The sequence below is a fragment of the Vibrio coralliilyticus ATCC BAA-450 genome (assembly GCF_000176135.1).
GTDB classification, from domain to species: Bacteria; Pseudomonadota; Gammaproteobacteria; order Enterobacterales; family Vibrionaceae; genus Vibrio; species Vibrio coralliilyticus.
In genome coordinates this window covers 476,664-498,578 of record NZ_ACZN01000018.1, presented here as the reverse complement: position 1 = coordinate 498,578, position 21,915 = coordinate 476,664, and the positions used below count along the sequence as shown (strand labels likewise).

Sequence of the window (21,915 nt, the reverse complement as noted above, 5' to 3'; positions counted from 1 at the left end):
ATACTACCGAGCCTTTTTTATTGTCTTTGTATTTCCAAATTGGAAAAGAGGGATTAAATATATTTCAATTGTCGACAAGGAGAGCTCGGGTCTAAAATCCTTAAAAACAATAAGGAATATACAATGTCTGAAGCTCTCAACTCTTTCCAGCAACGCGTACAAGAAATTGTCACTGATGCCAAATTAAACCCTAAACAGAAGAATCAATTCTTAGCCTTAGAAGCAGAGGCTAGCCTCCCTTATATGCCTGTCTCAGAGCCTGTTCGTCTTGCAATGGAAGAAGGCATTTTATGCGATATGTTTGAAGGTCATGCACCATTTAAACCGCGATATGTCTTGCCTGATTATGCCAAGTTTCTTCAACAAGGTTCTGAGTATCTAGAGCTAGAGCCAGCGAGTGATTTTGACGATGCGATTAACCTGCTGACAATCATTTATCATCATGTGCCGTCAGTGACTAATATTCCAGTATATCTAGGGCAGCTTGATGACGTATTGCTTCCCTATGTGGGTGAGTTAAGTGAGCAGGCGATCTATCAGAAGCTCAAGCGCTTTTGGATCATGCTAGACCGAACACTGCCTGATGCATTTATGCACGTTAATATTGGTCCTTCGGATAACATCATTTGTCGAACGATCTTAAAAATAGACGCTGAGCTCAAGCAAATTGCACCAAATCTGACTTTTATGTACGACCCGACTGTGACACCGGATGATTTGTTACGTCAGGCAACGAGTAACATTTGTGAATGCAGTAAACCTCATATTGCTAACTACCCAATGCACGCAAGCAGCTACGGCGAAAAACGATTTGGTATTGTGAGTTGCTACAACTCTCTGCCTCTGGCTGGTGGGTCGAATACTCTAGTCAGAATGAATCTTAAGCTGCTGGCGAACCTAGCATCAGACACCGAAGACTTTCTCAATCAACTGTTGCCTTATTACAGTGAATTAATGGTCGAGTTGATGGACTCACGCAGCTCACATTTACATGAGAAGTCGAATTTCTTTAAAGGCTTTTTAACCAAAGAAGGTTTGATTGACGAAGAGCGTTTTGCACCAATGTTTGGCATCTACGGTATGGCTGAAGCGGTTAATCTTCTTATGGATAAGTCGGGAGAAAAGGGTTGCTATGGACATGACCTAGAAGCGAACGAGCTAGGCCATCTAATTTCTGAGAAACTGGCTGAAATCGTGCAAGGTTCAGAGGTGAAGTACGGTCTTGAAGGTAAGGCGCTTCTACATGCTCAAGGGGGGATTAGCCTCGATGAGGGAGTGACCCCAGGAGTTCGCATTCCTTATGGCACCGAGCCAGACCCAGTTGCTTATGTACAAGCAACCGCCAAGCACCATCAGCATTATACCTCTGGTATTAGTGATATTTTGACGATAGATGAAACGGTGAAGTCAAACCCGGAAGCGATGTTTAATTTGTGTAAGGGGGCGCTGAGTTCAGGGTATAGAGAGTTCACGGCCAATGTTGCTTCAAATGACTTGGTGCGAGTTACTGGCTATATGATCAAACTGTCAGATATAGATAAGTTCTCAGAGCAAGGTTCGCGCAAAAATACGACTTTCCTTGGCGCTGAAGCGGCTAATAATACAGGGATTTTGGATAGAGCTCCGCGAGTTGTGAGTATGGAAAGTCAGCCGGTTTACAAATAGGGTAAGCATATGAGCGAAAGGCAGGCCATTGTGAGCCGTATCCTCAAGTTCTCGTGCGTGGATGGACCAGGTAATCGACTGGTCCTTTTCCTACAGGGGTGCAATTTTAACTGCATTAACTGTCATAATCCCCATACGATTAATTATTGTAATCACTGTGGGGATTGTGTCGCAGGGTGCCCAGAAAATGCGCTGTCATTCGATACGAAGCGGAAAGTCGTATGGGATGAGAGCAAATGTACGCATTGTGACCAGTGTGTTGATCTGTGCACACATCGTTCTAGCCCTAAAGTGCGTCACTACTCGATACCAGAAATCATCGAGCTGATAAATGAGCAAAAGTGGTTTATCAGCGGTGTCACGATATCCGGTGGCGAAGCGACAATGCAGTTGCCTTTTATTATCGAGTTATTTAAACGCATCAAATCAGACAAAGAGCTTTGCCATCTTACCTGTTTCATTGACAGCAATGGCTACCTAGGTGAGTCTGGTTGGGATAAGGTTCTGCCTTATCTTGACGGTGCAATGATTGACCTTAAGTCTTGGCAGGAAGAGACACATCACTGGTTGGTTGGGCGTGATAATCACAAGGTGGTTCACTCAATACGCTATTTGGCAGATAAGCAGAAGTTGCATGAGCTTCGCTTACTACATATACCGTACAGAAGTGATTTGGACAAAGAAGTCACAGAAGTCGCACGCCTTATTAATACGCTGCCTGACAATGTTAATGTGCGGCTAAATGCGTTTCAGCATCATGGCGTGATGGGTGAAGCGCTAGAGTGGCCGAAATGTACAGAATCGCAAATGTTGCAGTTTCATGATGCATTGCGGCCACTGATTCACCAAAACATTCAGCTACCCAGTGTTTATGTCTAAACTGGTTTAATCAGTTGAGAGTGCAACCACTTCAGAGCTGGGTCGTTTAGGCTCGCTTGGTTCCAGACCAAGCTGTAAGTAACCTTTCCATAGGAAAACGGCAGAGGCTTTTGGATCAGAGTTTCTGCCTGCAGCGATTTCTCTGCCCACATTTTCGAACAAGTTAGTAACAACTCAGTTTGGTGACAGATAACCGCTGCCGAACCAAAATCAGCGACGGAGATGGCGATGTTTCTCGGTGTGAACTGCTGGGTGAGTTTCTGCTCAAAGTAGGGGGCGGACAGATCCTTATCCAAAATACCGATGTGCTGGTAAGCGAGATACTGTTCAGTGTTCATCGATTGGTTAGCCAGAGGGTGCGTTGGACTCATCAAACAGACCATTTCATCCTCCTGAATCTGCTCCCAGACCAGATCGCGACTGCGTGTTGGCGGTTGGCTGATATCGTGAGGTAAAATCATAAAATCAACTTGTCCACGCAGCAGGGCATCAAAGCTGAGCTCTTCTTTGGCGAAAATCTGGATGTTAGCTGACGTTAACTCCCGACCGATTTTGGTGATTCTCCCAGAAAATAGCTCGAAGGTGCTCTCTCGCATCGAAAGTGACACCGTTCCGGAAAAATTCTTAGGTTCAAACTCCCCTTGGTGGAGAATTCCGTTCATACAAGCAAGGATCTTGTGTACGTCTTTGGCAACGGATAACGCAAAGGGTGTGGGGACCAGTGATGTTCCTTCCCGATAGAAGAGCTCATCCTTAAGTTGTTCTCTAAGCTGGCTGAGTGTTTTACTGACGCTTGATGGGGTAACACATAAAACTTGAGCGGTACCACTGACACTGTGCGTACTTAATAGTACATGCAATACCGTCAGGTGCTTTAAGCTGATTCGAGAAAGGGCAACGTAATCCATTGAAAAGGCCAGAAAAGAAAGACGGGCCAGTTATACCTGTGATGGCCTAAATTAGATACGAGCCTGATCAAAAATTCTGTCAGTTGTAAGTGGTCGATTTATCTAGGAACCGTTTAACCACGTCATGTTAGGATTAGGCAGAATGAGAAATTCAGAAGAATGAAATGGAAAACTACAACGCCAAGATAATCCTGTGGATTGAAAAAGACAGTTTTCGGATGCGCGCTTTAGAGTGTGTTTTTAAGTCTGAGATCCCTCACGCTTTTTTAGCCGCAGGATTTGTCAGAAACCTAGTGTGGGATGCGCTACACCACAAAGAAATCCCGACTCCACTCAATGATCTGGATGTCATCTATTTTGATTTGGATGAATCCGACCCAGAACGATACAAAGCCTACGAATTGAAGCTTCAGGAATTGATGCCGGAAGCGAACTGGCAGGTTAGAAACCAAGCCATGATGCATGAGCGCAATGGTGATCGCGCGTATACGGATTTGATTGATGCCATGAGCTTCTGGCCGGAAAAAGAAACTGCGGTGGCAATTAGACAGCTTGCGCGTGGAGAATACCAGTGCCTTTCATCATTTGGTTTTGATAGCTTGTTCGCTTTGAAAGTGACGCACAACCCTAAGCGCTCTCAAGCATTGTTTCATCAAAGGGTGAAAAGTAAGCGCTGGATGGAAAACTGGCCTCGATTACGAGTTGTGACAGACACTGATACGCCACTACTGTGAACCGAAATACACACTGGGAGTGACGCCAAAACGTGCTTTAAAAGCAGTGATAAAGCTGCTGGTATTACTGTAGCCGCAGGACAGTGCGACGTAAGTGATACTTAAGCCTTTTTCCAACATAGGCAATGAGCTGACGAGTCTGGCTTGTTGCCGCCAGAAGCCAAAAGCCATCCCGGTTTCTTTCTTGAACAGCCGACTCAAAGTCCGTGTGCTGGTACCAAAATCATGCGCTAATTCTGTTTGTGAGCGAGCGTCATCTGGTGTTGCTAATAGGGTATCGGCGATTTGGCGCATTTTTGCCTCCTTGGGTAGAGGTAAATAGAGATTACTCGCAGGGGCAAGGTGAATCTCATCCAGCAGAACTTGAAACTGTCGCTGTTGAGGCGCTGTCATCGCTGATAAGTCGAAATGGGTAATTCGCTCAATGAGAGCTTGAATAAGGGTGTTGGATTGAATGACCTTCGCTTGTTGCGGAAAGGCATTGAGCCAAGTTAAAGGTACGTAGATCATGACTGCTTCTATGTCAGCGACAACATCAGATCTGTGTTGTAAATGGGGAGGAATCCAGCCTAGGCATGCGGGAGTAATCGTCCATTGCTGATCACTTGTTTCAATCGTAAATATACCCTTGTTCAACCAGTAAAGCTGCGCATACTCATGCTGGTGCCATTCGGTTTCGGATGCCGCTGGGTGATGAATCTTCAATAATTCAATGCAATTCATATGGCGTAATAAGTAAATATTATGTCTATTTAAAGAAATTATGCCTATTCGTTAGCCGTTATTCTATCCCTGTGTTTGAGGTTTCAAGCGTTATGACTTGGCAACCCCACGTAACAGTAATCAAAAGAGGATTGAAAAATGGATAAGAATACATCTCTAGCGCAGCAGCTTTCGGCGGTTAACCACAAAATAGTTGCCGAAGGTCAGGTACTGCCGATCGTAACATTGAAAGATGGCACTATGATTCCAACCGGAACCGTTGGGGCGATGCTGCACAATATAATCAGATACAACGAAGGGGAGCGTGGCGAAGTTGTGCAGGATTTAAAATTAGCCATTCCAGCATTGGCAAGCTTTGGTTTGTTTGAATTGTTTACGCCAGAAGAATGGATCCTAGGGGATAATCCGGGCCGTTGCTTTGTAGGGCGTTTGGCTCAGGCTTATATTGAACAGGGAACCGTAGAAGGTTTTAAGGGATAGTAAGTTAGAGAAAGACGCCCAAGTGATGACTTGGGCGTCATTGATTAGTCAACCAAACCGTATTCTCTGCTCAGTACATCGATAATTTCTTGTTTCGGATTAGCACTCAGTTTGATCGGTTGCCCGGTGATCTTCTCTGCGATGCCTGTATAGGTCTGTGAAATGTCCATCAGCGCCTCAAGCGGAAGCTCGTTATCGCGAGCTAAAGCTTCACGTTCAGGCATGCGCTCTTTGTTAAGCAGAATATCAGGGTCAGGGAAGTGGCTCAGTAAGAACTGACGGAAGCCTTCTTTAGAGTTCTCAACAATATGGCCATTTTTGTATTCTTGCTCATCCCAAATACGAGAAGAATCTGGAGTGCCAACCTCATCCATGTAAATCAGCTTTTCATTACCTGAGGCATCGTGCACGTAACCAAATTCAAATTTGGTATCAACGAAGATTTGCTCAACTTGGGACAGGGCATTACTGATCACGGCAAACCCTTCGCTCAGCAGTTTTTCATACAGGCTGATATCATTCGCGCTAGAGAAGTTGAACGCAGCAAAGTTATCTTCGATGTTCTGACGCGTGATATTCACATCATCAGCTTCAGGGACTCCGGGAATGCCTTTCAGAATGCCTTTAGTTGACGGTGTCATCAAAAGTTCAGGTAACGCGGTGTCTTTCTCTAAGCCTTCTGGTAGCTGGATTCCGCAGAAGTCACGTTCGCCTTTGTCGTAAGCGCGCCACATTGAGCCAGTAATGTACTGACGACAAATCGCTTCAATCATGATTGGTTTCGCTTTCTGAACGATCCAAACCAAAGGGTGAGGAATATCCAAGATATGGCTGTCCGCCAGACCGTTCTCTTTGAAGAGCTTAAACCAGTGATTGGAAATCGCGTTGAGTGCCGCCCCTTTACCGGGTACGCCCTTTAATCCGCCTTGTCCGTGCCAGATACAGTCGAATGCAGAGATGCGGTCGCTGATAACCATGATGGCAAGCGGTGCATCTTCCGCAACATCGTAGCCTTTTTCCTTAATCAGACGTTGGCTGTCTTCCTCTGTTAGCCAGTATACAGAGCGTACTTTGCCACTATGAACGGGTTTGTTGGTACGAATGGGAAGATCATCATTAACAGCAAGAACTTGATCAGCGAGACTCATTTAGACATTCCTATCTTTGTCAAAAATGGAAGGTTGCCGGTGAGAGGCAATCGATTTGCAGAGAATCATACCAGAACTAAATTAACCTTCCAGAGAAAAAGCAAACGTTTGCTTGTAAATATTCTTTAGGAATTAGAAATTAGCTAAAAACAAAAAAGCCTCTCGAAAAGAGAGGCAGAAGACAGTGCAAATGAAATTAGTGGAATTGATTGTGGCTTTCAACAAAGAAGACTTCGCAATGGTATTGGCTCGCGAGATCACGAAGCAATGATTGTTCTACGAGTTCAATATTATCTGATGCGACAACAGCGCTGGCATTACCGGATTTAATTGCTTTGACTACGATTTCAAACTCTGACTGTGTTTGCGAAGACTTCATCTGAATGATCTTTTTACAGCTGACATTGTATGAAGAGAACTGTTCGTAATCTGGACGAGGGCATTCGGCAGTGAACAAGATCCATTGTTTCTGGTTAGACAACCCTGCTAAACGGCTGAGCGTCGAGTCTGCAATGTTCATTGGTTGAGTTGGTTGAGCCAATACATTGAATTTAGAAACTGAGCGATTTGTAGTGTGTACCTGAAACATAATTACTGTCCTTACATACATGCTGTATGTCTATACAGTAGTTTGGTTGTGTCAGTTGATCAAGCAATATTTGTTGTCTTTTTGTACGTTTACTTTGCGTGGTATCTGAAGTTTTTTGTTTAACTGTTTGTTTTTAAGCATTAATTTTTATTTCTATTCTAGCGTTGCGATGAGATAGAAGTATGAGGAAATGTGATCTAAAACACTATTTTCATACAGTGTTATACAGTGGTTGTCGAGGTGCCTGAATAACGTCTAGTGATGCGGCAAGTAAAGAAATGCACATGTTGAGTACCATGAGACTTTGGTATCGGGGATTTTTTCATCAAGTGCCACCATATTCTCTGTATATATAATATTGGGCACGAAAATAGGATTAGACTTTTCTTGGTAATTCTTGAACAAATCTGCGACTATCGGAAATTCCCGAATTAACAGAATAATAATTAAAGAGAATTTGTATTGAACTCAGAAAGCAAAGCCGCTTGGATTCTTGTTGCCACTACCGCATTGGCCGGTTTAGGGTGGATTTTTTCCAAAGAAACGATTCAAGGTTTACCGCCATTTGGCTTTGTTGGTTTACGCTTTGTGGTCGCTTCAATATGTTTGCTTCCTTTCTGTTTCAAATCACTCAAACAACTCAGCCTAAAACAGCTCACTCAAGCAATGGGTGGCGGTTGTATTCTGGCGCTTGCGCTTCTTGCTTGGGTACATGCTATCGCAGTCAGTGAAACCCTTGGTGAAGGGGCGTTTATTGTTAGCTTATCTATGATTATTGTTCCTATAGTAGCTTGGGCGCTGTACAAGGAACGGCCAAAGCGTGCGTTCTGGATTGCGACGCCGATTGCGGTATCCGGTCTGGCATTTCTTTCTTTGCAAGGAGAGTGGAACAGTTCAGCTGGGCAACTTTGGTTCTTAGCCAATGCCTGTCTACTTGCTTTGCATTTCAATGTGAATAGCCGACTAGCACAAAACCTACCGGTACTGACACTGACTTGTATTCAGCTATTTGTTACTGGCGTTATTGCTTTAGTGGCTTCCGCTTTATTTGAGACAGTACCTGTTAGTGTGGATGCCAGCATTTGGGGATGGTTTGCTGCCAGTGCCGTTCTTGCAACTAGCTTGCGATACGTGATGCAGACGCTTGGCCAGAAACACAGCAATCCAGGCAATGCCGCCCTTATCATGCTACTTGAACCGATCTGGACCGTGATACTCAGTATCCTTTGGTATGGCGAACAGCTCTCGGCCAACAAACTGCTAGGGTGTAGTTTGATTTTACTCGCTCTGATTTTCTACCGCACAGATGGACGTCTCTTGAAACTCAAACGCTAATCCTCATATTTGACTAACTGGTCCGATGTCACATCATGGAGTATTTGCTCTGTTCATTTATTGGCTTATTGCTAAATTGGAAAATGTAAATACATTGTTAAATTGGCAGTTCGAATGAAGCTTCATACCATTGATGGTTATATTCAGAAAATGTACTTAGCCGAGTATCCAGATAAGCTGATGCTACTGGATGGGGCGAGTAGGGCAGATGTTCCATATTTAGAGCGCTACATCACTGAAACGCTCGGGAAGCCTTTTCATTCCCTTAAGGTGGTGGTGGTGACCCACATGCATCCAGATCACGCCGGAGCCGCTCACAAGCTGAGAGAGCTGACGGGCTGCAAAATTGTATCAGCTGAGAAAGACAAGCAATGGTACGGTGGATGGGATGGTATATTAATGCACTTGACGGATCTGGCTTTGGCTCGTTGGGTCGCAGGGAGAATGAAGCGTCCTAAGCGAAAATTATGGTATTCGCGAAACCTGCACCCTGATATTAAGCTTACCGATGGGCAAGCCATTCCCTGTTTTGAAGATTGGAAAGTGCTAGAGACCCCAGGTCATACTGATCGGGATTTATCTCTTCATCATGAACAACAAGATATCCTTTATGTTGCCGACTTAATGGTTGAAGTGAAGAAACGACTGATCGCCCCTTTTCCTATTTTTCATCCGAACAAGTACCGCCATTCCCTTCATCGTGTTTACGAAATGGAACCTAAAACTTTGCTACTCGCTCACGGAGGCGAGGTCCAGTTTGATCAAAGCGCTTATGATCATTTACTCAAAGTCGCGCCGCGCACTCCTGCCACCCATTGGCGAGCAACGAAAGTGAAGTTACGTGGTTTACTCGGTGCGTTGTGGGCATTTGGAGTGAAGAAAAAGCGCTGAATGACAGCGGATTTGAACAAGAAATAGCATAACAATGGGAGTGGATAAAGAACGGTATTGTCACTGATAATAATGCAGATTAGAATGCGAAATCTTTTCATTTGCAATATAACAAGATGTCCCGAATTCTAGTCGTTGATGATGATATTGAACTGTGTGCACTGCTAGTGGACGTGCTCTCTGCAGAAGGCTATCAAGTAGAGAGCGTTCATTGTGGCGAGAGCGCGCTGCAATACATTGAGAAAAAGCCTGTTGATCTCGTCCTCCTTGACGTTATGTTACCCAAACTCAACGGCATGCAGGTCGCGAAGCGTATCTGCCAACGATTTGCCACGCCGATATTGATGCTAACTGCACTGAATGATGAAGCGTCGATGCTTGACGGTTATCAGGCAGGTGCAGACCAATACATTGCTAAACCTTTTAAAGTGCCTGAGTTGTTGACTCGTATTAAAGCGATTTTCCGTCGAGTTGGATTGGAAAAACAGCGCCAATCAGGTTGCCAGAGCAGTGCAGGCTTTGCTGAACACCTGTCCGGCGTGCCACTGACTGGCACAGAATCTGATTTACTCAACTACCTTATGCGTAATGATGGTGTAGTTGTCTCCAAAGCGGAGCTTCAGATTGAAGTACTGAAAAAAGAACTCAGTCCCTTTGACCGAAATCTGGATATGCATATCAGCAATGTTCGGCGCAAGTTGGTTGAAGCGGGCTTGTCGAAACAACACATCAAAACAGTGCGCGGCAAAGGCTATAGCTTTGTCGACTCTGTCAGGGGCTAGCCGTGTTTTCTCTTCGATGCCCAGAAGTCATTGCAACACGTAAGGATGCGCTGGTCTTTCAGTTATTTAGCTACATGTCCGCTGTTATCATTTCAATATTGCTCCTTCAAGCTGTCGCGGAGCAAGCGTTAATGAAAGCGGTACTAAAAGTGCCGCCAGCACTGAAAGCGCAGATGTTAACGTTAGCTGAAGAGGCTAATGTATTGATCGAAGAAGGGGACATGGATGATTTAGCCGACTGGGCAAATGCGCAGCCTTTTTATCTGTTCGTTTTGAATGAAGAGAATAAGCCGCTTTCTCATCGACAGATGCACCCACATTTTGAATTCAAACTGCGTTTCTTGCGTGAGCTTGATGGACCACTCAATGATCAAGTCAGCAAACCCCTGATAGGCATTCCGCTAATAGAAAGAAATACCTTGGTTATTCAGTTACCTAGTGAGGTGCATCCGGCTCACCGCTTTATTGTTTATCTGACGGTGAGCAAAATTATCATCGCCATTATCATGTTGATTCTCTTTTCTCAGATATTGGCGCGTAAGTTACAACGGCCTCTAGACCGGTTACGTGAAGCAAGTAATAAGCTTTCTCAGGGCAATTTTCGAGTCAATGTTGTCAGTGAGTTGAACTCCAATATTACCGAGTTTAACCAGCTTGCCCATGATTTTGATGGCATGACCAAAGAGATTCACTCACTGGCTGAGAAGCAGCGAAGGCTGATTAGAGACGTGTCTCATGAGCTGAGAACGCCTTTAGCTAGGCAAAACTTGGCGCTGCATTTACTGCGCAGAAAAGCCGGTGAAGAAGAGCAAGCTTTGGTTGACCGATTAGAAAAAGAGGTCGATGAAATGGATAAGTTGGTGGGTGAGATCTTAGAGTTCAGCAGACTAGAGAATTCTCGTTACGTGACCGACGTTCAGCCTGTCTGCCCGGAAAGCATTGCGAACACGCAAGTAAACCAAAGCCGACTCCAGTTGGGAGCGGATCAAAAACTGGTTCTCAATGTAGAGCCATCTCTTCCTATGTTACATGCTGATGAACGTTTAATTTTGCGTTGTCTTAGCAATCTAATATCAAACTCAATGAAATACGCCGGTTCGGATGCGTACATTGAGGTGTCGATTAAAGCCTCTTCTGAACACGGCAATCAGTATTTAGTGTTTGACGTCGCGGATGATGGGCCGGGTATTCCTGAAGCTGCGTTAGAGGATATATTCAGTCCATTTACTCGGATGGAGTCGGCACGCGACAAGCAGTCAGGGGGCTATGGTTTAGGATTAGCAATTGTCAAAGAAGCCATGACTTTGATGAAAGGCGAGGTCAGGGCGCAGAATCGTTCGCCTCATGGCCTGAGTATTCAGCTCTATTTCCCAATAAAAGCACAGCCTTAATGGCTGTGCTTTTCATTATGGATGTCAGTGTTTTCTGTATTGATACCCTTGTAATCAAGAGTGTTGCCGATGTTGCGGTAAGTTTGACTGCTCTCAGAACAACATTTTTATTCCGCAAGCCTGTAGAGGCTTTCATTCACCGGTGAACTTAATATTTATGTATCGATAAATTTACGAATGCAAAGAATGTAAATTTAATGCAAATGATATTGGTTATCACTTATATTCTCGCCGAAATAATTAGTCAGGCGGCTTTTGGGGTCGTCATTTAATTCGGAGATGAATATGTTTACTAAGAGTCAGTTAGCACTGGTCATCGGTGCTGTATTAGCTGCACCTTCAGTTAGCGCGCAAACCACTCAGACTGATGAGCACATGGTTGTTGAAGGCCGTGAGTATGGTTATAAGGCTGACACAAACTCGACATCAATGCGTATGGAAGTGAGTCAGTTGGAAACGGCTGGTCAAGTGACCGTCATTGATAGTCAGGTGATGGAAGAGCAGCGTGCTACGACTCTTGGAGATGTTCTGAAAAACGACGCTAGCGTGAGCGCAGGTGGTACAGGTCGGAACCGTGAACGCTTTGCACTGCGTGGATTTGATGTAGAAAGCTCTTCTGGTTTCCTTCGTGATGGCCACCAACACTGGTCTCACTACCGCCAGCCTGTCGAATTACTGGAAAGAGTAGAAGTACTAAAAGGACCATCTGGTCTTCTTTACGGTATTTCGGCTCCGGGTGGCTTGATCAACATGGTGGCAAAGAAGCCAACATACGATACACAAGTTCAAGTCAGTCAAGATATCGGTTCAGATGACCAGTCTCGTACCATGGTAGATGTGAGCGGGTCACTCAATGACGCTCAGACGCTGCGAGCTAGAACTATTGTATCGAAAGAGAGCTACAGTTCATGGCGCACGTATGGTGATGGTTCAAAACCTCAAACTGAGCGACTTGTCGCTGGTCTGTTCGTTGATTACGACGTCAACGACGATATCACAGTTTCTGTTCACTACGACAAAACCAACGATAAAGGCAGCGTTGACTCGGGAGCAGTTTATACGCTGGACGGCCAACTGGTTGGCAGCAAAGAGCACATCTGGGACGCACAATGGTCTGAGATTGAAAATGACGTAGAAAACATTGGTTTCAACGTCAATGCAACACTGACGGACGTATGGAGCCTGAAAACAGGTTACAACTATCAGGATTTCGAGCGTGTAGATATTGAAAGCTACCCGGGATTCTCTAACCTAAATTCTGATGGAACAGGTACTGTATCTCATGGTGGTAGCAACCGTCATGATAAATGGCGATTCCGCACCGCTTATGTTGACCTAGTTGCGAACACTGAGATGTTCGGTGTCGAGCACCAATTCCTAATGGGGTCTAACTGGTTAGGTTACAGTTATGATCGCAACCAGAAAGGGTTCAATAGTCAGGATGTGGCGCCGGGCGAATCCGTATCTGTTCCAACATTTAGCGGGAGCGATAAAGTCAGCCACAGCGCTTACGATACTTGGGGTTTCTACGCTCAGGATATGGTGACGCTGAACGAACAATGGCAGGTTATTGCAGGCCTGCGTTTTGACCGTAAAGTCGCAAATGGTGTTGCAGAAGAACACGTCGCTCCAAAATTGGGTGTGATTTACCACCCAGCTGACAATGGTAGTGTTTACCTGTCTTACTCAGAAAGCTTTGAGCCTCAAGGTCAGGTATCAAGCGGAAGCCGTACTTACCTCAACGATGGTGCTTTGCTGGATGCGAAAACAGGCGTTTCCTATGAGCTAGGGACTAAGTGGGAGCTGCTGGACAATCGTCTGTTTGTTTCTGGTGCTGTATTTGATATCACTCAGGAAAACATCTCGATGGATGTTGAAGACACAGCAACAGGGAATTACATCAAGACTCAGAATGGTCAGCAAGAACACCGCGGCGCGGAATTGTCAGCACAAGGCTTTCTGACAGAGCGTTTCTCGCTAACGGGTTCGGCTATGTACTTGGATGCCGAAATCACGCAACACGAAACTTACGCAGGTAATCGCCCTGTGGATGTACCTGAGTTTGCGGCGAGTGTTTGGTCCAGCTACGCGGCAACCAACGAAGTTGATCTCAATGTCGGTGTGATTTACGAAGGTTCTCGCTACGGTGACGATGCGAACACGTTCAAGAAAGACGCTTACACACGTGTCGATATGGGTATGGCCTACACGCTCAAATACGATGAAAACCTTGATATGGTGGCTCGTCTGACGGTCGAAAACGTGTTTGATACAGATTACCTTGCTGGTGGAGGTTCAACATCTTCAAAACACGCTTATGCCGAAGACGTTGTGATTGGTGAAGGTCGAAACTATATGGCGACTCTACAAATCAAATACTAAAACACAATACGGTTAATCAACTTTGATACATTAGGGGAAAGGCATGGTCTTTCCCCTAAATGCATATTGAGCATATGGTTGATTGAAATTTTATGTAATCGCGTTACTATGTCGGGCGAGTGAAAATGAGATTGCTTCTCACTAATCAGTTTGACATCATTGAAAATTACACGTTATGAATCTATTTAAAACCAGTTTGGCGTTGATGGTTGCGACAGCAGGCTTCAGTGCAACGGCCTCGAGCCTTGATAGCGCTCAATCCATTCAAAGTAAAACCAATTCCTCATCCGCTGCGAGTCAGAAACGTATTGATGTCAGTGCTGAAAATACACTTAGCCTTCAAGCTGAAATTGAACAGCTTCAGGAAGAAGTAAAAAACCTTGAGGTTTATCGCTCTCACCTGACGGCGTTAGTCAAAAGCCAAGAGCAGGAAGCGGGTAACCTTGAAAATCAAATTGATGAGATAAAAACCACTCGTCAGGGTGTAGTTCCACTGATGTATCAGATGATCGCCGGTCTAAAAGCGTCGATTGCTGATGATATGCCGATCAAACAAGAGCAGCGCCAAGAGCGTGTCGCGAAGTTGGAAAAAATGATGACTCGCGCTGATGTGAGCGATGCAGAGAAGTATCGTCGTATTCTAGAGGCGTATCAGATAGAGCTTGATTACGGTACCAAGCTTGGTTTGTATCAAGACCAGATTGCGGTAAGTGAGGGCTCGCGTGAAGTTGACATCCTTCATCTTGGTCGCGTTTCACTGGTAGCTCGCAGCCTGAACGGCACGAAATTCTGGTCATGGAACCAGTCTGATAAACAGTGGCAGAGTGTCGATAGCTCGATGAAATCAGAGTTAGACAAAGCGTTTAACATCGCAGCGAAGCAAGCGGCGCCAAGCTTGATTACTCTCCCAGTTTCTCTAAACGTTGCGGAGGCGAAATAATATGAAACGTACGTTAATTGCTTCCCTTATCGCTCTTGCTGGCCTGTCGTTTAACACTCAAGCTTCTTCTGAGTTGGTCAACAAAGCTCAGGCTGAAAACCAACAGCAAGCGAAACATAACGTCGCTCGCGAGTCAGGTTTTAAGCAGACTGAAAAAGAACTTAAAGCGCTCAAAGCACAACTGATCAAGCAGCGTGACGATTTGCAAACGCAAAATGACAAACTAGCGGCAAAGTTCAGTGACAACGAAAATACCTTAGCTCGCCTGGAAGAAAAACTCCGCTTAGAGACAGGAAGTCTAGGTGAAGTATTTGGCGTTGTGCGTCAAAACGCTAAAGAGTTGGAGTCTGAACTGCAGTATTCAGTGACCTCAGCAGATGCACAAACTCATGCCGGTGTGGTTAAAGAGATTGTGGCAGCGACAAAACTGCCTTCTATGTATCAACTTAATGGTCTTTGGAAAGCGTTGGAAGAGCAGATCAAAGCCAGTGGTGAAGTGGTATCAACTGAAGTCCGTTTTGTTAACGGTGACGGGATTGCTAAAAGCGAATCAGCCCTTCGACTTGGTTCGATTGGTTTAGTTGGAGAGCAGGGCTACTTAAACTGGAATGCCTCAAAAGGTGAAGCTCAGGCTTATATTAAGCAACCTGAGCAAGCGCCAACCATTTCATCTCTTTCTCCTTTAACAAATGGGCAGGTTGAGAACATTGTTCTTGATCCTTCTCGTGGTGTGATGCTGGAGCAACTGGCGCACAGCCCAAGCCTGATGGAAAGACTACAAGCTGGTGGTGTGGTAGGTAAGATCATTCTTGGTCTGCTTGTGATTGGCTTGATCATAGCTGTAGTACGTGGCGTGAGTTTGTCTATTGCTCGCCAGAAGATTCGTGCTCAACTGAAGTCACCTCAAAATCCGGGTAATAACCCACTTGGCCGTGTGTTATCCGTTTACGGCAAAGAGAAAAACCTCAGTGTTGAAGCGCTTGAATTACGTTTGCTTGAAACTGTCGTTGATGAGCAAGCAACGCTGGAAAAAGGATTGTCCATGCTCAAACTGTTGGCTGCTTTGGCACCAATGCTGGGTCTTCTGGGTACGGTTACGGGTATGATTGAAACGTTCCAGGTCATCACTCAGTTTGGCAATGGTGATCCTAAAGTCATGGCAGGTGGTATTTCGATGGCACTTGTGACCACCGTACTTGGTCTTGTTGCCGCTATGCCTCTTCTTCTGGCTCACAATATTCTGAGCTCGCAAGCCGAAACGATTCGCAACATCCTTGAGAAACAGGGAATCTCTCTAGTCGCTGAACAAGCAGAGAAAGATCTCAAGCCATCTCAGGAAGCGCTAGGGAATGTTGCCTAATGGATGCAATATTTGCATTGTTACCTGAAGCATTAGCTGGCAGTGACTGGCTACTCTCGTTGCAAAACTTTATGCAGCAGGGTGGTCAGGTGCTGTGGTGGCTGTCTGGTGTGGTAGCGTTATGCTGGTTATTAATTCTAGAGCGCATCATTTATCTGTTTGTCGAGTTTCCAAAGCATAAAGCAAATTGGGTCGACGCTTGGCGTGAACGGAGCGACCAAACTTCTTGGTATGCTCGCTCTATCCGTGAAGGGTGGTTATCACAAGCGCACAGCCAGTTATATCAAAACCTGAACATCATTAAGGTTCTGGTTGCCATTTGTCCAATGTTGGGTTTGCTGGGCACAGTGACGGGTATGATCTCCGTTTTTGATGTCATGGCTAACCAAGGTAGCAGTAACCCTAAATTGATGGCTTCAGGCATCTCACTCGCCACATTACCAACAATGGCAGGTATGGTCGGCGCATTAACAGGCATGTTTTTCTATGCGCGATTAGTGAAAGCCTGCCAGTTGAGAGAAATTAAATTAGAAAAATCTTTAAGGAGTCAGCGATGAGACTCGGTCGACGTCACCATAAACAAGATGAAGCTCAGGTCGACCTGACTTCTATGCTTGATATCGTTTTTATCATGTTGATCTTCTTCATCGTCACCAGTTCGTTCGTACGCGAATCTGGTGTTGAAGTGAATCGCCCTCAGGCATCTAATGTGGTGAGTCAGAAGGACGCTGGCATTTTTGTCGCTGTGACTTCTGCAAACGACATTTATATTGATAAGCGCAACGTTGATATTGAACGTGTACAAGCGACACTAGAGCATTTGTTGCTGGATAAACCTGACGCTTCGCTGGTTATTCAGGCCGATGAACATGCCTACAGCGGTACTGTAGTGAAAGTAATGGATGCGGCGAAAGGTGCTGGTGTTAAGAACATAGCGCTGGCAGCGGAGAAAAAGTAGTGGGACGTTTGTTAATCGCCACGCCCTTTGCTGTTGCTTGTGCTTTAGCTATCTTCAGCTTTATGGCTTGGATGGTGGATAGCGGGCATCGTAGAGCTCCTGAGCCTAGTGAATCATTAAGCTTCAATATGGTGATGGTGGAAAACGAGCAAGATGTTCAGCGTCGTCAACGCACGGTACCGGAGCAACCTAAAGCACCAGAAGTACCTGAGCAGATGCCAACTTCCCAAGCCAATACTGAATTGTCGCAGATTTCACCGATTTCACAGCCGTCGCTTGGTCTGAATACCAGCATTGAAGGCTTGGCGATCAGCGCACCAACGTTTGGTGACTTCGGCGTCAATCAGCAAGTCATGCCTTTATATCGAGTCGAACCTCGTTATCCTGCCAAAGCCCTAAAGCGTAAAGCAGAAGGCTATGTGATCCTGAAGTTCACTATCGATCCAACGGGTAAACCGAGAGACATCGACATTGTTGAAGCCAATCCGAAGCGCATGTTTGAGCGTAATGCGATACAGGCGCTTCAGAAGTGGAAGTATCAGCCTAAAGTCGTGGATGGGACCGCTGTATCTCAGGAAAACCAAACTGTAAGACTGGAGTTTAAGTTAGCCAAATGATGAAACGATTAGCCCTTATCGCTTTGCTTCTGGCTTCGCCATTAACCGCGGCTCAGGAGCTGACTCAATACACTGCGGTTCGTGTTCAGAAAGCCAATGAACTCGCTCAGGAAGAACAGCTGAAAGAGGCGATTGCTTTACTTAAAGAAATCGACACCTCGCGCGACTACGACAAGGCATTTGTCGCTCGTATGTTGGCGGTATTCTACTGGCAAGATGGCAACACAAAGCAAGCCATTTCGAAAATGGAGTATGCAGTTGAAAGTGGTCTACTGCGTGATGAACAGGCGTGGATCAGCCAACGTATGCTGGCTGATCTGTACCTTAATGACCAGCAGTTTGCTAAGGCACTTAAGCACTATTACCAGTTAGTTAAGTCGGTTCCTGAAACCCAAAAAGCTCAGGATTTGTGGTTGCGAATTGCACAGTCGCACTATCAACTAGAGCAATGGGATAAAGTAGTACCTGCGGTCGATAAGTACCTAAAGGTCGAGAAAAAAGAGATTCTTCAACCGCTATCACTCAAGCTGGGTGCTCAACTGGAGCTGAAACGCTGGAGCGCAGCTATCCCAACCCTTGAGTTGCTTATTAGTATCCAACCGGAGAAACTGAGCTGGTGGCGCCAACTGGTTGGCTTGCAAATGAAAGTCGGCAAGGACAAAGAGGCGCTTGATACCTTAGCTCTGGCCAAAATCAATGGGTTGCCGTTGAGCCAGAGTGACAGACGCATGCTAGCCCAGATGTATGCCAAACGTGGTATCCCAGAAAGGGCCGCGATTGAAATAAGTGAACTGGATGACGCGCAAACGGATGTTCAGTTGTTATCGGAGCAGGCCACTTACTGGCAGTTGGCAAAAGAGTGGGATAAATCTTTATCTATTTGGAAGTTAGCAGCCAAGAAAGACGCTAAGTATAACTGGAGTGTCGCTCAGCTCATGGTTCAGCAAGGCTATTACAAAGATTCGTTGTCGGTGCTAGATAAAGTGAAAGGCCGTGATGCGGACGTGGCGCTAGCCAAAACGCGTGCTTTGTACAAATTGAATCTGCTTGAGAAAGCGCTAGTACAAGCGAAAAGAGCCAACAATATCGAACCATCAAGCCAGGCGAAGAGTTGGATTAAATACTTGTCTCAACTCAGGGCTGCCGCTCAAGAGGCGACAGGGTAGTAGATTTAAAGAAGGGAAGCAATTTGCTTCCCTTTTTTTGTTGTCGCTTATTTTTGATTTAAGCAGACATATTCCGCTCGCCATAGTAATTGCTTGGAGGATTGAATCGTCGTCAGCAGCTCCTGACCGGATAATTGCGGAAAGGCATGCATAACCTTCACGTCGTTATCTAAGTCGGACTTTTCATAGGCCCTTACGTGAGTAAAGGTGCTGGACAGATTACGTGACAGCATAGATTTTGACAGGCAGATACCAAACATATCCCGTTTCATCGTCTTTCCCTCTGACATTGTATTGTGGACGGTTATTTATCGTGTTTTTATTAGTACTCACTGCCCACTTCTAACGTTCCTACATTTTTCATGCTCAATAATTATACAGTCTAAATAAGTGAGTAGTACAAAAAATGTTCTAAAACTCTTGTGATCAAAATCAATTATTCTACTGGTTTTATATAAAAGTGTGTTTAAAACTATCAAACAACACATAAGGCGAATTGTTGGGAGTAGCTCAATAACAGGAGGGAATGGTTAGGATAATAAGCCTCACAAAATAGCGCCCAGTAACTCGTATAAATGTTAATTGGATGTTAGCCTCGCTAGGTTAAATGGGAGAGTTTATGAAATGGAGTAGTATCAGTTTTCGCAAGCGAATGCTGATTATCATGACGCTTTCTGGCTTGATTGAATTGTTGTTGCTTGCTGCCGCAGGTTTCTTCTACGTTAAGCAAGAGCAGGAAGAAAAGATGGGAAAGCAAGCGCTTGGTGTCGCCTCATTTTTGGCAAACTCTCCCTTCGTCGTAAAAATGATAGAAGATGGTGGTGGCTCAGAATATCAGCTTCGATATCGTAATCTTACCGAGTTAATTGGCGCTGCGTTTATTGTTATTGGCGATAAGGACGGTATTCGCATCATCCATCCTATTGATGAACGCATTGGCAAACCAATGAAAGGGGGCGATAACGATCGTGCTCTGATAGAAGGTAAGAAATACGTTTCTTTCGCCCAAGGCTCGTTGGGTTACTCCGTTCGAGGGAAAGCGGCCGTTTTTGATTCGGATGGCAATATCATAGGTGTGGTGTCGGTTGGCTATCTCATTGACCGCCTTCAGGACCGACTTGAACCTTTTCTGATATTTTTGATTTTAATGGCGTTATTGGTGGTTGCAGCGAATGCTATTGTCTCAAGCTATGCATCTCGGCGTTTCCAGAAAGCGATCCTTGGTTTTGAACCTGAAGAAATCGGTCGTTTGTACGTTGAGTTAGACGTGACGATGGAAACGCTCAAAGAAGGCATTTTGAGCATCGATCAGTCGGGCAAACTGCGTTCAATTAACAAGAGTGCGTGTTATATATTGGGTTTGGAAAAGTCTCAATGCCTGAATAAGCCGTTAAAAGAAGTATTGCCTGAGAGTGACCTTCACACTGTTCTTACGACAGCCCGCACCGATCACGACATAAACCTTTATCTCAACAAACAAAGATTAATTGCAAACCGTAGCCCGATAATTGTTGAAGGAAAAGTGGTGGGGGCCGTATCGAGTTTTCGCTTGAGGGATGAGCTTAATGAGCTATCGGAGCAGCTAGCGAAAACAAAAGAGTACGCAGAGATGCTTCGTTCTCAGACTCATGAACATCGCAATAAGTTGAACACTATTAGTGGTATGGTTCAAATGGGTGAGCTGGACGCGGTTCAGCATCTGATTGGCCAGGAAACCGCGCATTACCAATCTTTGATTGAGTTCTTACGTGAAACCGTCAAAGAGCCATTGATCGCAGGCATGCTGCTGGGCAAGACGGAGCGTGCTCGAGAGCTTGGGCTTGAACTTATCGTCGAAGAGGGCTCCCGACTTGAGCCTCTGCCTGAGCGGATTAATGCAGAAGATCTTGTGACTATTTTGGGCAACCTTATTGATAACGCTTTTGATGCCACGCGCAGCGCGATTACTTTGGATGCCATGTTTGCCCCAGTACGAAGACAAATTGAAGTTTCCATTGGTGATTTCGGGAATGAAATCATTCTCGAAGTCACGGATCAAGGTTGTGGTTTACCCGAAGATCTTTCAGTAGAGCATTTGGTTGAACGGGGTGTGTCAACCAAAGACAAGTCGACCAGAGGAGTGGGCCTCTACTTGGTGAATGAATTAGCAGTGCGCTATCACGGCGCGCTGGAAATCACGAATAACGAACAGCATGGAGCTAGAATGACAGTGTATTTACCGAAGGAAGAGCAGGTATGACATCCGTAACACGAGTGATGATTATTGAAGACGATCTCAACATTGCTCAATTACATCAACGTTATCTGGAACAGATGGAAGGCTATGAGGTTATCGGGATTGCCACTACGAAAGTCGAAGCTGAGATACAGCTTGATGTGTTGAACCCAGATCTCCTGTTACTTGATGTGTATCTTCCGGATGGAACAGGGTTGGAGCTTTTACAGGAACTGCGTGCCCGCAACCAAAGCTGCGATGTCATTCTTATTACCGCAGCTCGTGATGTCGATACACTGCAACAGGCGATGCGTGGTGGTGTTGTCGACTATCTACTTAAGCCTGTTGTATTCCCAAGGCTGGAAGCAGCATTGAAGAAATACGTAGTACAAAAGCATCAGTTCACGAGCGCTTCGGATCTTGACCAAAATTTGGTGGACAAGATGCTACAGAGCCCATCTACTGCAGAATCCAGTGTTCAAAGGTTGCCTAAGGGTATCGACAGTGTCACTCTCGACAAAATACGTGCGTTGTTTTCTGGTGCAGAAAGTATCACAGCAGATGAAGCAGGAGAACGCATTGGTGCGAGCCGTACAACAGCTAGACGCTATCTAGAATACCTTATCAGCTCTGGTGAACTAGTGGCTGATCTTAACTACGGCACGGTCGGAAGACCTGAACGCTGCTACAAGCGATCGTAACTACAACTTTCGATTAGATAATTCTCCCCCAAATTACCTAGACGTATTTTG

General features: G+C 45.3%; 22 protein-coding genes. 17 read left to right on the top strand and 5 right to left on the bottom strand.

From position 1 onward, the window contains the following. The first annotated feature begins 123 nt into the window (after positions 1-123). Together VIC_RS21645 and VIC_RS21640 are read left to right on the top strand one after the other, a co-directional pair. Entirely contained in the window at positions 124-1,665 is a 1,542-nt protein-coding gene (locus VIC_RS21645; RefSeq protein ID WP_006962478.1) for a YjjI family glycine radical enzyme, read from the top strand. Positions 1,666-1,674: 9 nt separating this feature from the next. Next, a complete protein-coding gene (locus VIC_RS21640) occupies positions 1,675-2,544 on the top strand; it encodes a YjjW family glycine radical enzyme activase (RefSeq protein ID WP_006962476.1) in 870 nt (289 codons plus the stop codon). On the opposite strand, the gene VIC_RS21635 is transcribed toward VIC_RS21640, so the two are convergent. After that, positions 2,541-3,452, bottom strand: coding sequence for a LysR family transcriptional regulator (locus tag VIC_RS21635; protein ID WP_006962474.1), 912 nt, complete (start codon positions 3,450-3,452; stop codon positions 2,541-2,543). The genes VIC_RS21640 and VIC_RS21635 overlap by 4 nt on opposite strands. A gap of 164 nt (positions 3,453-3,616) precedes the next feature. Here VIC_RS21635 and VIC_RS21630 point away from each other — a divergent pair, with 164 nt between their 5' ends. After that, positions 3,617-4,186, top strand: a complete 570-nt coding sequence (locus VIC_RS21630; protein ID WP_006962472.1) for a nucleotidyltransferase family protein — start codon at positions 3,617-3,619, stop codon at positions 4,184-4,186. Here VIC_RS21630 and VIC_RS21625 read toward each other — a convergent pair. Then, the gene (locus VIC_RS21625) at positions 4,178-4,909 is read right to left on the bottom strand and encodes a helix-turn-helix domain-containing protein (protein ID WP_006962471.1); all 732 of its coding nucleotides are present in this window, start codon (positions 4,907-4,909) and stop codon (positions 4,178-4,180) included. The genes VIC_RS21630 and VIC_RS21625 overlap by 9 nt on opposite strands. 138 nt (positions 4,910-5,047) lie before the next feature. On the opposite strand from VIC_RS21625, the gene VIC_RS21620 reads away from it, so the two are divergent. Continuing rightward, entirely contained in the window at positions 5,048-5,389 is a 342-nt protein-coding gene (locus VIC_RS21620; RefSeq protein ID WP_006962469.1) for a DUF7709 family protein, read from the top strand. Between the two features lie 44 nt (positions 5,390-5,433). Here the strand turns inward: VIC_RS21620 and VIC_RS21615 are convergent, their stop codons facing one another. Beyond that, a complete protein-coding gene (locus VIC_RS21615) occupies positions 5,434-6,537 on the bottom strand; it encodes a phosphoribosylaminoimidazolesuccinocarboxamide synthase (protein WP_006962468.1) in 1,104 nt (367 codons plus the stop codon). Between the two features lie 196 nt (positions 6,538-6,733). Then, positions 6,734-7,126 (bottom strand): SulA-like leucine-rich domain-containing protein, encoded by a 393-nt coding sequence (locus VIC_RS21610; protein ID WP_006962466.1) that lies wholly within the window; start codon positions 7,124-7,126, stop codon positions 6,734-6,736. A 462-nt stretch (positions 7,127-7,588) separates the two neighbouring features. Between VIC_RS21610 and VIC_RS21605 the strand changes: the two genes are divergently transcribed. The 11 genes from VIC_RS21605 (at position 7,589) to VIC_RS21555 (ending at position 18,948) form a co-directional block, all read left to right on the top strand. Next, positions 7,589-8,461, top strand: coding sequence for a DMT family transporter (locus VIC_RS21605; RefSeq protein ID WP_006962464.1), 873 nt, complete (start codon positions 7,589-7,591; stop codon positions 8,459-8,461). A gap of 114 nt (positions 8,462-8,575) precedes the next feature. Then, on the top strand, positions 8,576-9,352 hold the full coding sequence (locus VIC_RS21600; RefSeq protein WP_006962462.1) for an MBL fold metallo-hydrolase: 777 nt from the start codon (positions 8,576-8,578) through the stop codon (positions 9,350-9,352). 116 nt (positions 9,353-9,468) lie between these two features. After that, a complete protein-coding gene (locus VIC_RS21595; RefSeq protein WP_006962460.1) occupies positions 9,469-10,134 on the top strand; it encodes a response regulator transcription factor in 666 nt (221 codons plus the stop codon). Between the two features lie 2 nt (positions 10,135-10,136). Next, complete coding sequence (locus tag VIC_RS21590; protein ID WP_006962458.1) at positions 10,137-11,525, top strand: histidine kinase sensor domain-containing protein; 1,389 nt, start codon at positions 10,137-10,139, stop codon at positions 11,523-11,525. Positions 11,526-11,810: 285 nt separating this feature from the next. After that, entirely contained in the window at positions 11,811-13,907 is a 2,097-nt protein-coding gene (locus VIC_RS21585; protein WP_006962456.1) for a TonB-dependent siderophore receptor, read from the top strand. A gap of 175 nt (positions 13,908-14,082) precedes the next feature. Next, complete coding sequence (locus tag VIC_RS21580) at positions 14,083-14,847, top strand: DUF3450 domain-containing protein (protein WP_006962454.1); 765 nt, start codon at positions 14,083-14,085, stop codon at positions 14,845-14,847. A 1-nt stretch (position 14,848) separates the two neighbouring features. Beyond that, on the top strand, positions 14,849-16,207 hold the full coding sequence (locus VIC_RS21575) for a MotA/TolQ/ExbB proton channel family protein (protein WP_006962453.1): 1,359 nt from the start codon (positions 14,849-14,851) through the stop codon (positions 16,205-16,207). Then, a complete protein-coding gene (locus VIC_RS21570) occupies positions 16,207-16,764 on the top strand; it encodes a MotA/TolQ/ExbB proton channel family protein (protein ID WP_006962451.1) in 558 nt (185 codons plus the stop codon). The genes VIC_RS21575 and VIC_RS21570 overlap by 1 nt, the downstream gene beginning before the upstream one ends. Next, the gene (locus VIC_RS21565; protein ID WP_006962449.1) at positions 16,761-17,165 is read left to right on the top strand and encodes an ExbD/TolR family protein; all 405 of its coding nucleotides are present in this window, start codon (positions 16,761-16,763) and stop codon (positions 17,163-17,165) included. Before VIC_RS21570 ends, VIC_RS21565 begins: the two co-directional genes overlap by 4 nt. After that, positions 17,165-17,782 (top strand): energy transducer TonB, encoded by a 618-nt coding sequence (locus VIC_RS21560; RefSeq protein WP_006962443.1) that lies wholly within the window; start codon positions 17,165-17,167, stop codon positions 17,780-17,782. The genes VIC_RS21565 and VIC_RS21560 overlap by 1 nt, the downstream gene beginning before the upstream one ends. After that, complete coding sequence (locus VIC_RS21555) at positions 17,779-18,948, top strand: tetratricopeptide repeat protein (RefSeq protein WP_006962441.1); 1,170 nt, start codon at positions 17,779-17,781, stop codon at positions 18,946-18,948. The genes VIC_RS21560 and VIC_RS21555 overlap by 4 nt, the downstream gene beginning before the upstream one ends. A 47-nt stretch (positions 18,949-18,995) precedes the next feature. Here the strand turns inward: VIC_RS21555 and VIC_RS21550 are convergent, their stop codons facing one another. Next, complete coding sequence (locus tag VIC_RS21550) at positions 18,996-19,220, bottom strand: hypothetical protein (RefSeq protein ID WP_038511146.1); 225 nt, start codon at positions 19,218-19,220, stop codon at positions 18,996-18,998. A gap of 347 nt (positions 19,221-19,567) precedes the next feature. Between VIC_RS21550 and VIC_RS21545 the strand changes: the two genes are divergently transcribed. Both VIC_RS21545 and VIC_RS21540 read left to right on the top strand, forming a co-directional pair. Beyond that, entirely contained in the window at positions 19,568-21,187 is a 1,620-nt protein-coding gene (locus VIC_RS21545; RefSeq protein ID WP_006962439.1) for a sensor histidine kinase, read from the top strand. Next, entirely contained in the window at positions 21,184-21,864 is a 681-nt protein-coding gene (locus tag VIC_RS21540) for a response regulator (protein ID WP_006962438.1), read from the top strand. The genes VIC_RS21545 and VIC_RS21540 overlap by 4 nt, the downstream gene beginning before the upstream one ends. Positions 21,865-21,915 lie beyond the last annotated feature (51 nt).

Excerpts from the sequence above, each read along its gene's own strand:
- VIC_RS21550 (WP_038511146.1), bottom strand. The coding sequence starts at position 19,220 with ATGAAACGGGATATGTTTGGTATCTGCCTGTCAAAATCTATGCTGTCA.
- VIC_RS21625 (WP_006962471.1), bottom strand. The coding sequence starts at position 4,909 with ATGAATTGCATTGAATTATTGAAGATTCATCACCCAGCGGCATCCGAA.
- VIC_RS21620 (WP_006962469.1), top strand. The coding sequence starts at position 5,048 with ATGGATAAGAATACATCTCTAGCGCAGCAGCTTTCGGCGGTTAACCAC.
- VIC_RS21585 (WP_006962456.1), top strand. The coding sequence starts at position 11,811 with ATGTTTACTAAGAGTCAGTTAGCACTGGTCATCGGTGCTGTATTAGCT.
- VIC_RS21630 (WP_006962472.1), top strand. The coding sequence starts at position 3,617 with ATGGAAAACTACAACGCCAAGATAATCCTGTGGATTGAAAAAGACAGT.
- VIC_RS21645 (WP_006962478.1), top strand. The coding sequence starts at position 124 with ATGTCTGAAGCTCTCAACTCTTTCCAGCAACGCGTACAAGAAATTGTC.
- VIC_RS21570 (WP_006962451.1), top strand. The coding sequence starts at position 16,207 with ATGGATGCAATATTTGCATTGTTACCTGAAGCATTAGCTGGCAGTGAC.
- VIC_RS21635 (WP_006962474.1), bottom strand. The coding sequence starts at position 3,452 with ATGGATTACGTTGCCCTTTCTCGAATCAGCTTAAAGCACCTGACGGTA.
- VIC_RS21545 (WP_006962439.1), top strand. The coding sequence starts at position 19,568 with ATGAAATGGAGTAGTATCAGTTTTCGCAAGCGAATGCTGATTATCATG.
- VIC_RS21600 (WP_006962462.1), top strand. The coding sequence starts at position 8,576 with ATGAAGCTTCATACCATTGATGGTTATATTCAGAAAATGTACTTAGCC.
- VIC_RS21640 (WP_006962476.1), top strand. The coding sequence starts at position 1,675 with ATGAGCGAAAGGCAGGCCATTGTGAGCCGTATCCTCAAGTTCTCGTGC.
- VIC_RS21565 (WP_006962449.1), top strand. The coding sequence starts at position 16,761 with ATGAGACTCGGTCGACGTCACCATAAACAAGATGAAGCTCAGGTCGAC.
- VIC_RS21575 (WP_006962453.1), top strand. The coding sequence starts at position 14,849 with ATGAAACGTACGTTAATTGCTTCCCTTATCGCTCTTGCTGGCCTGTCG.
- VIC_RS21615 (WP_006962468.1), bottom strand. The coding sequence starts at position 6,537 with ATGAGTCTCGCTGATCAAGTTCTTGCTGTTAATGATGATCTTCCCATT.
- VIC_RS21595 (WP_006962460.1), top strand. The coding sequence starts at position 9,469 with ATGTCCCGAATTCTAGTCGTTGATGATGATATTGAACTGTGTGCACTG.
- VIC_RS21610 (WP_006962466.1), bottom strand. The coding sequence starts at position 7,126 with ATGTTTCAGGTACACACTACAAATCGCTCAGTTTCTAAATTCAATGTA.
- VIC_RS21540 (WP_006962438.1), top strand. The coding sequence starts at position 21,184 with ATGACATCCGTAACACGAGTGATGATTATTGAAGACGATCTCAACATT.
- VIC_RS21555 (WP_006962441.1), top strand. The coding sequence starts at position 17,779 with ATGATGAAACGATTAGCCCTTATCGCTTTGCTTCTGGCTTCGCCATTA.
- VIC_RS21580 (WP_006962454.1), top strand. The coding sequence starts at position 14,083 with ATGAATCTATTTAAAACCAGTTTGGCGTTGATGGTTGCGACAGCAGGC.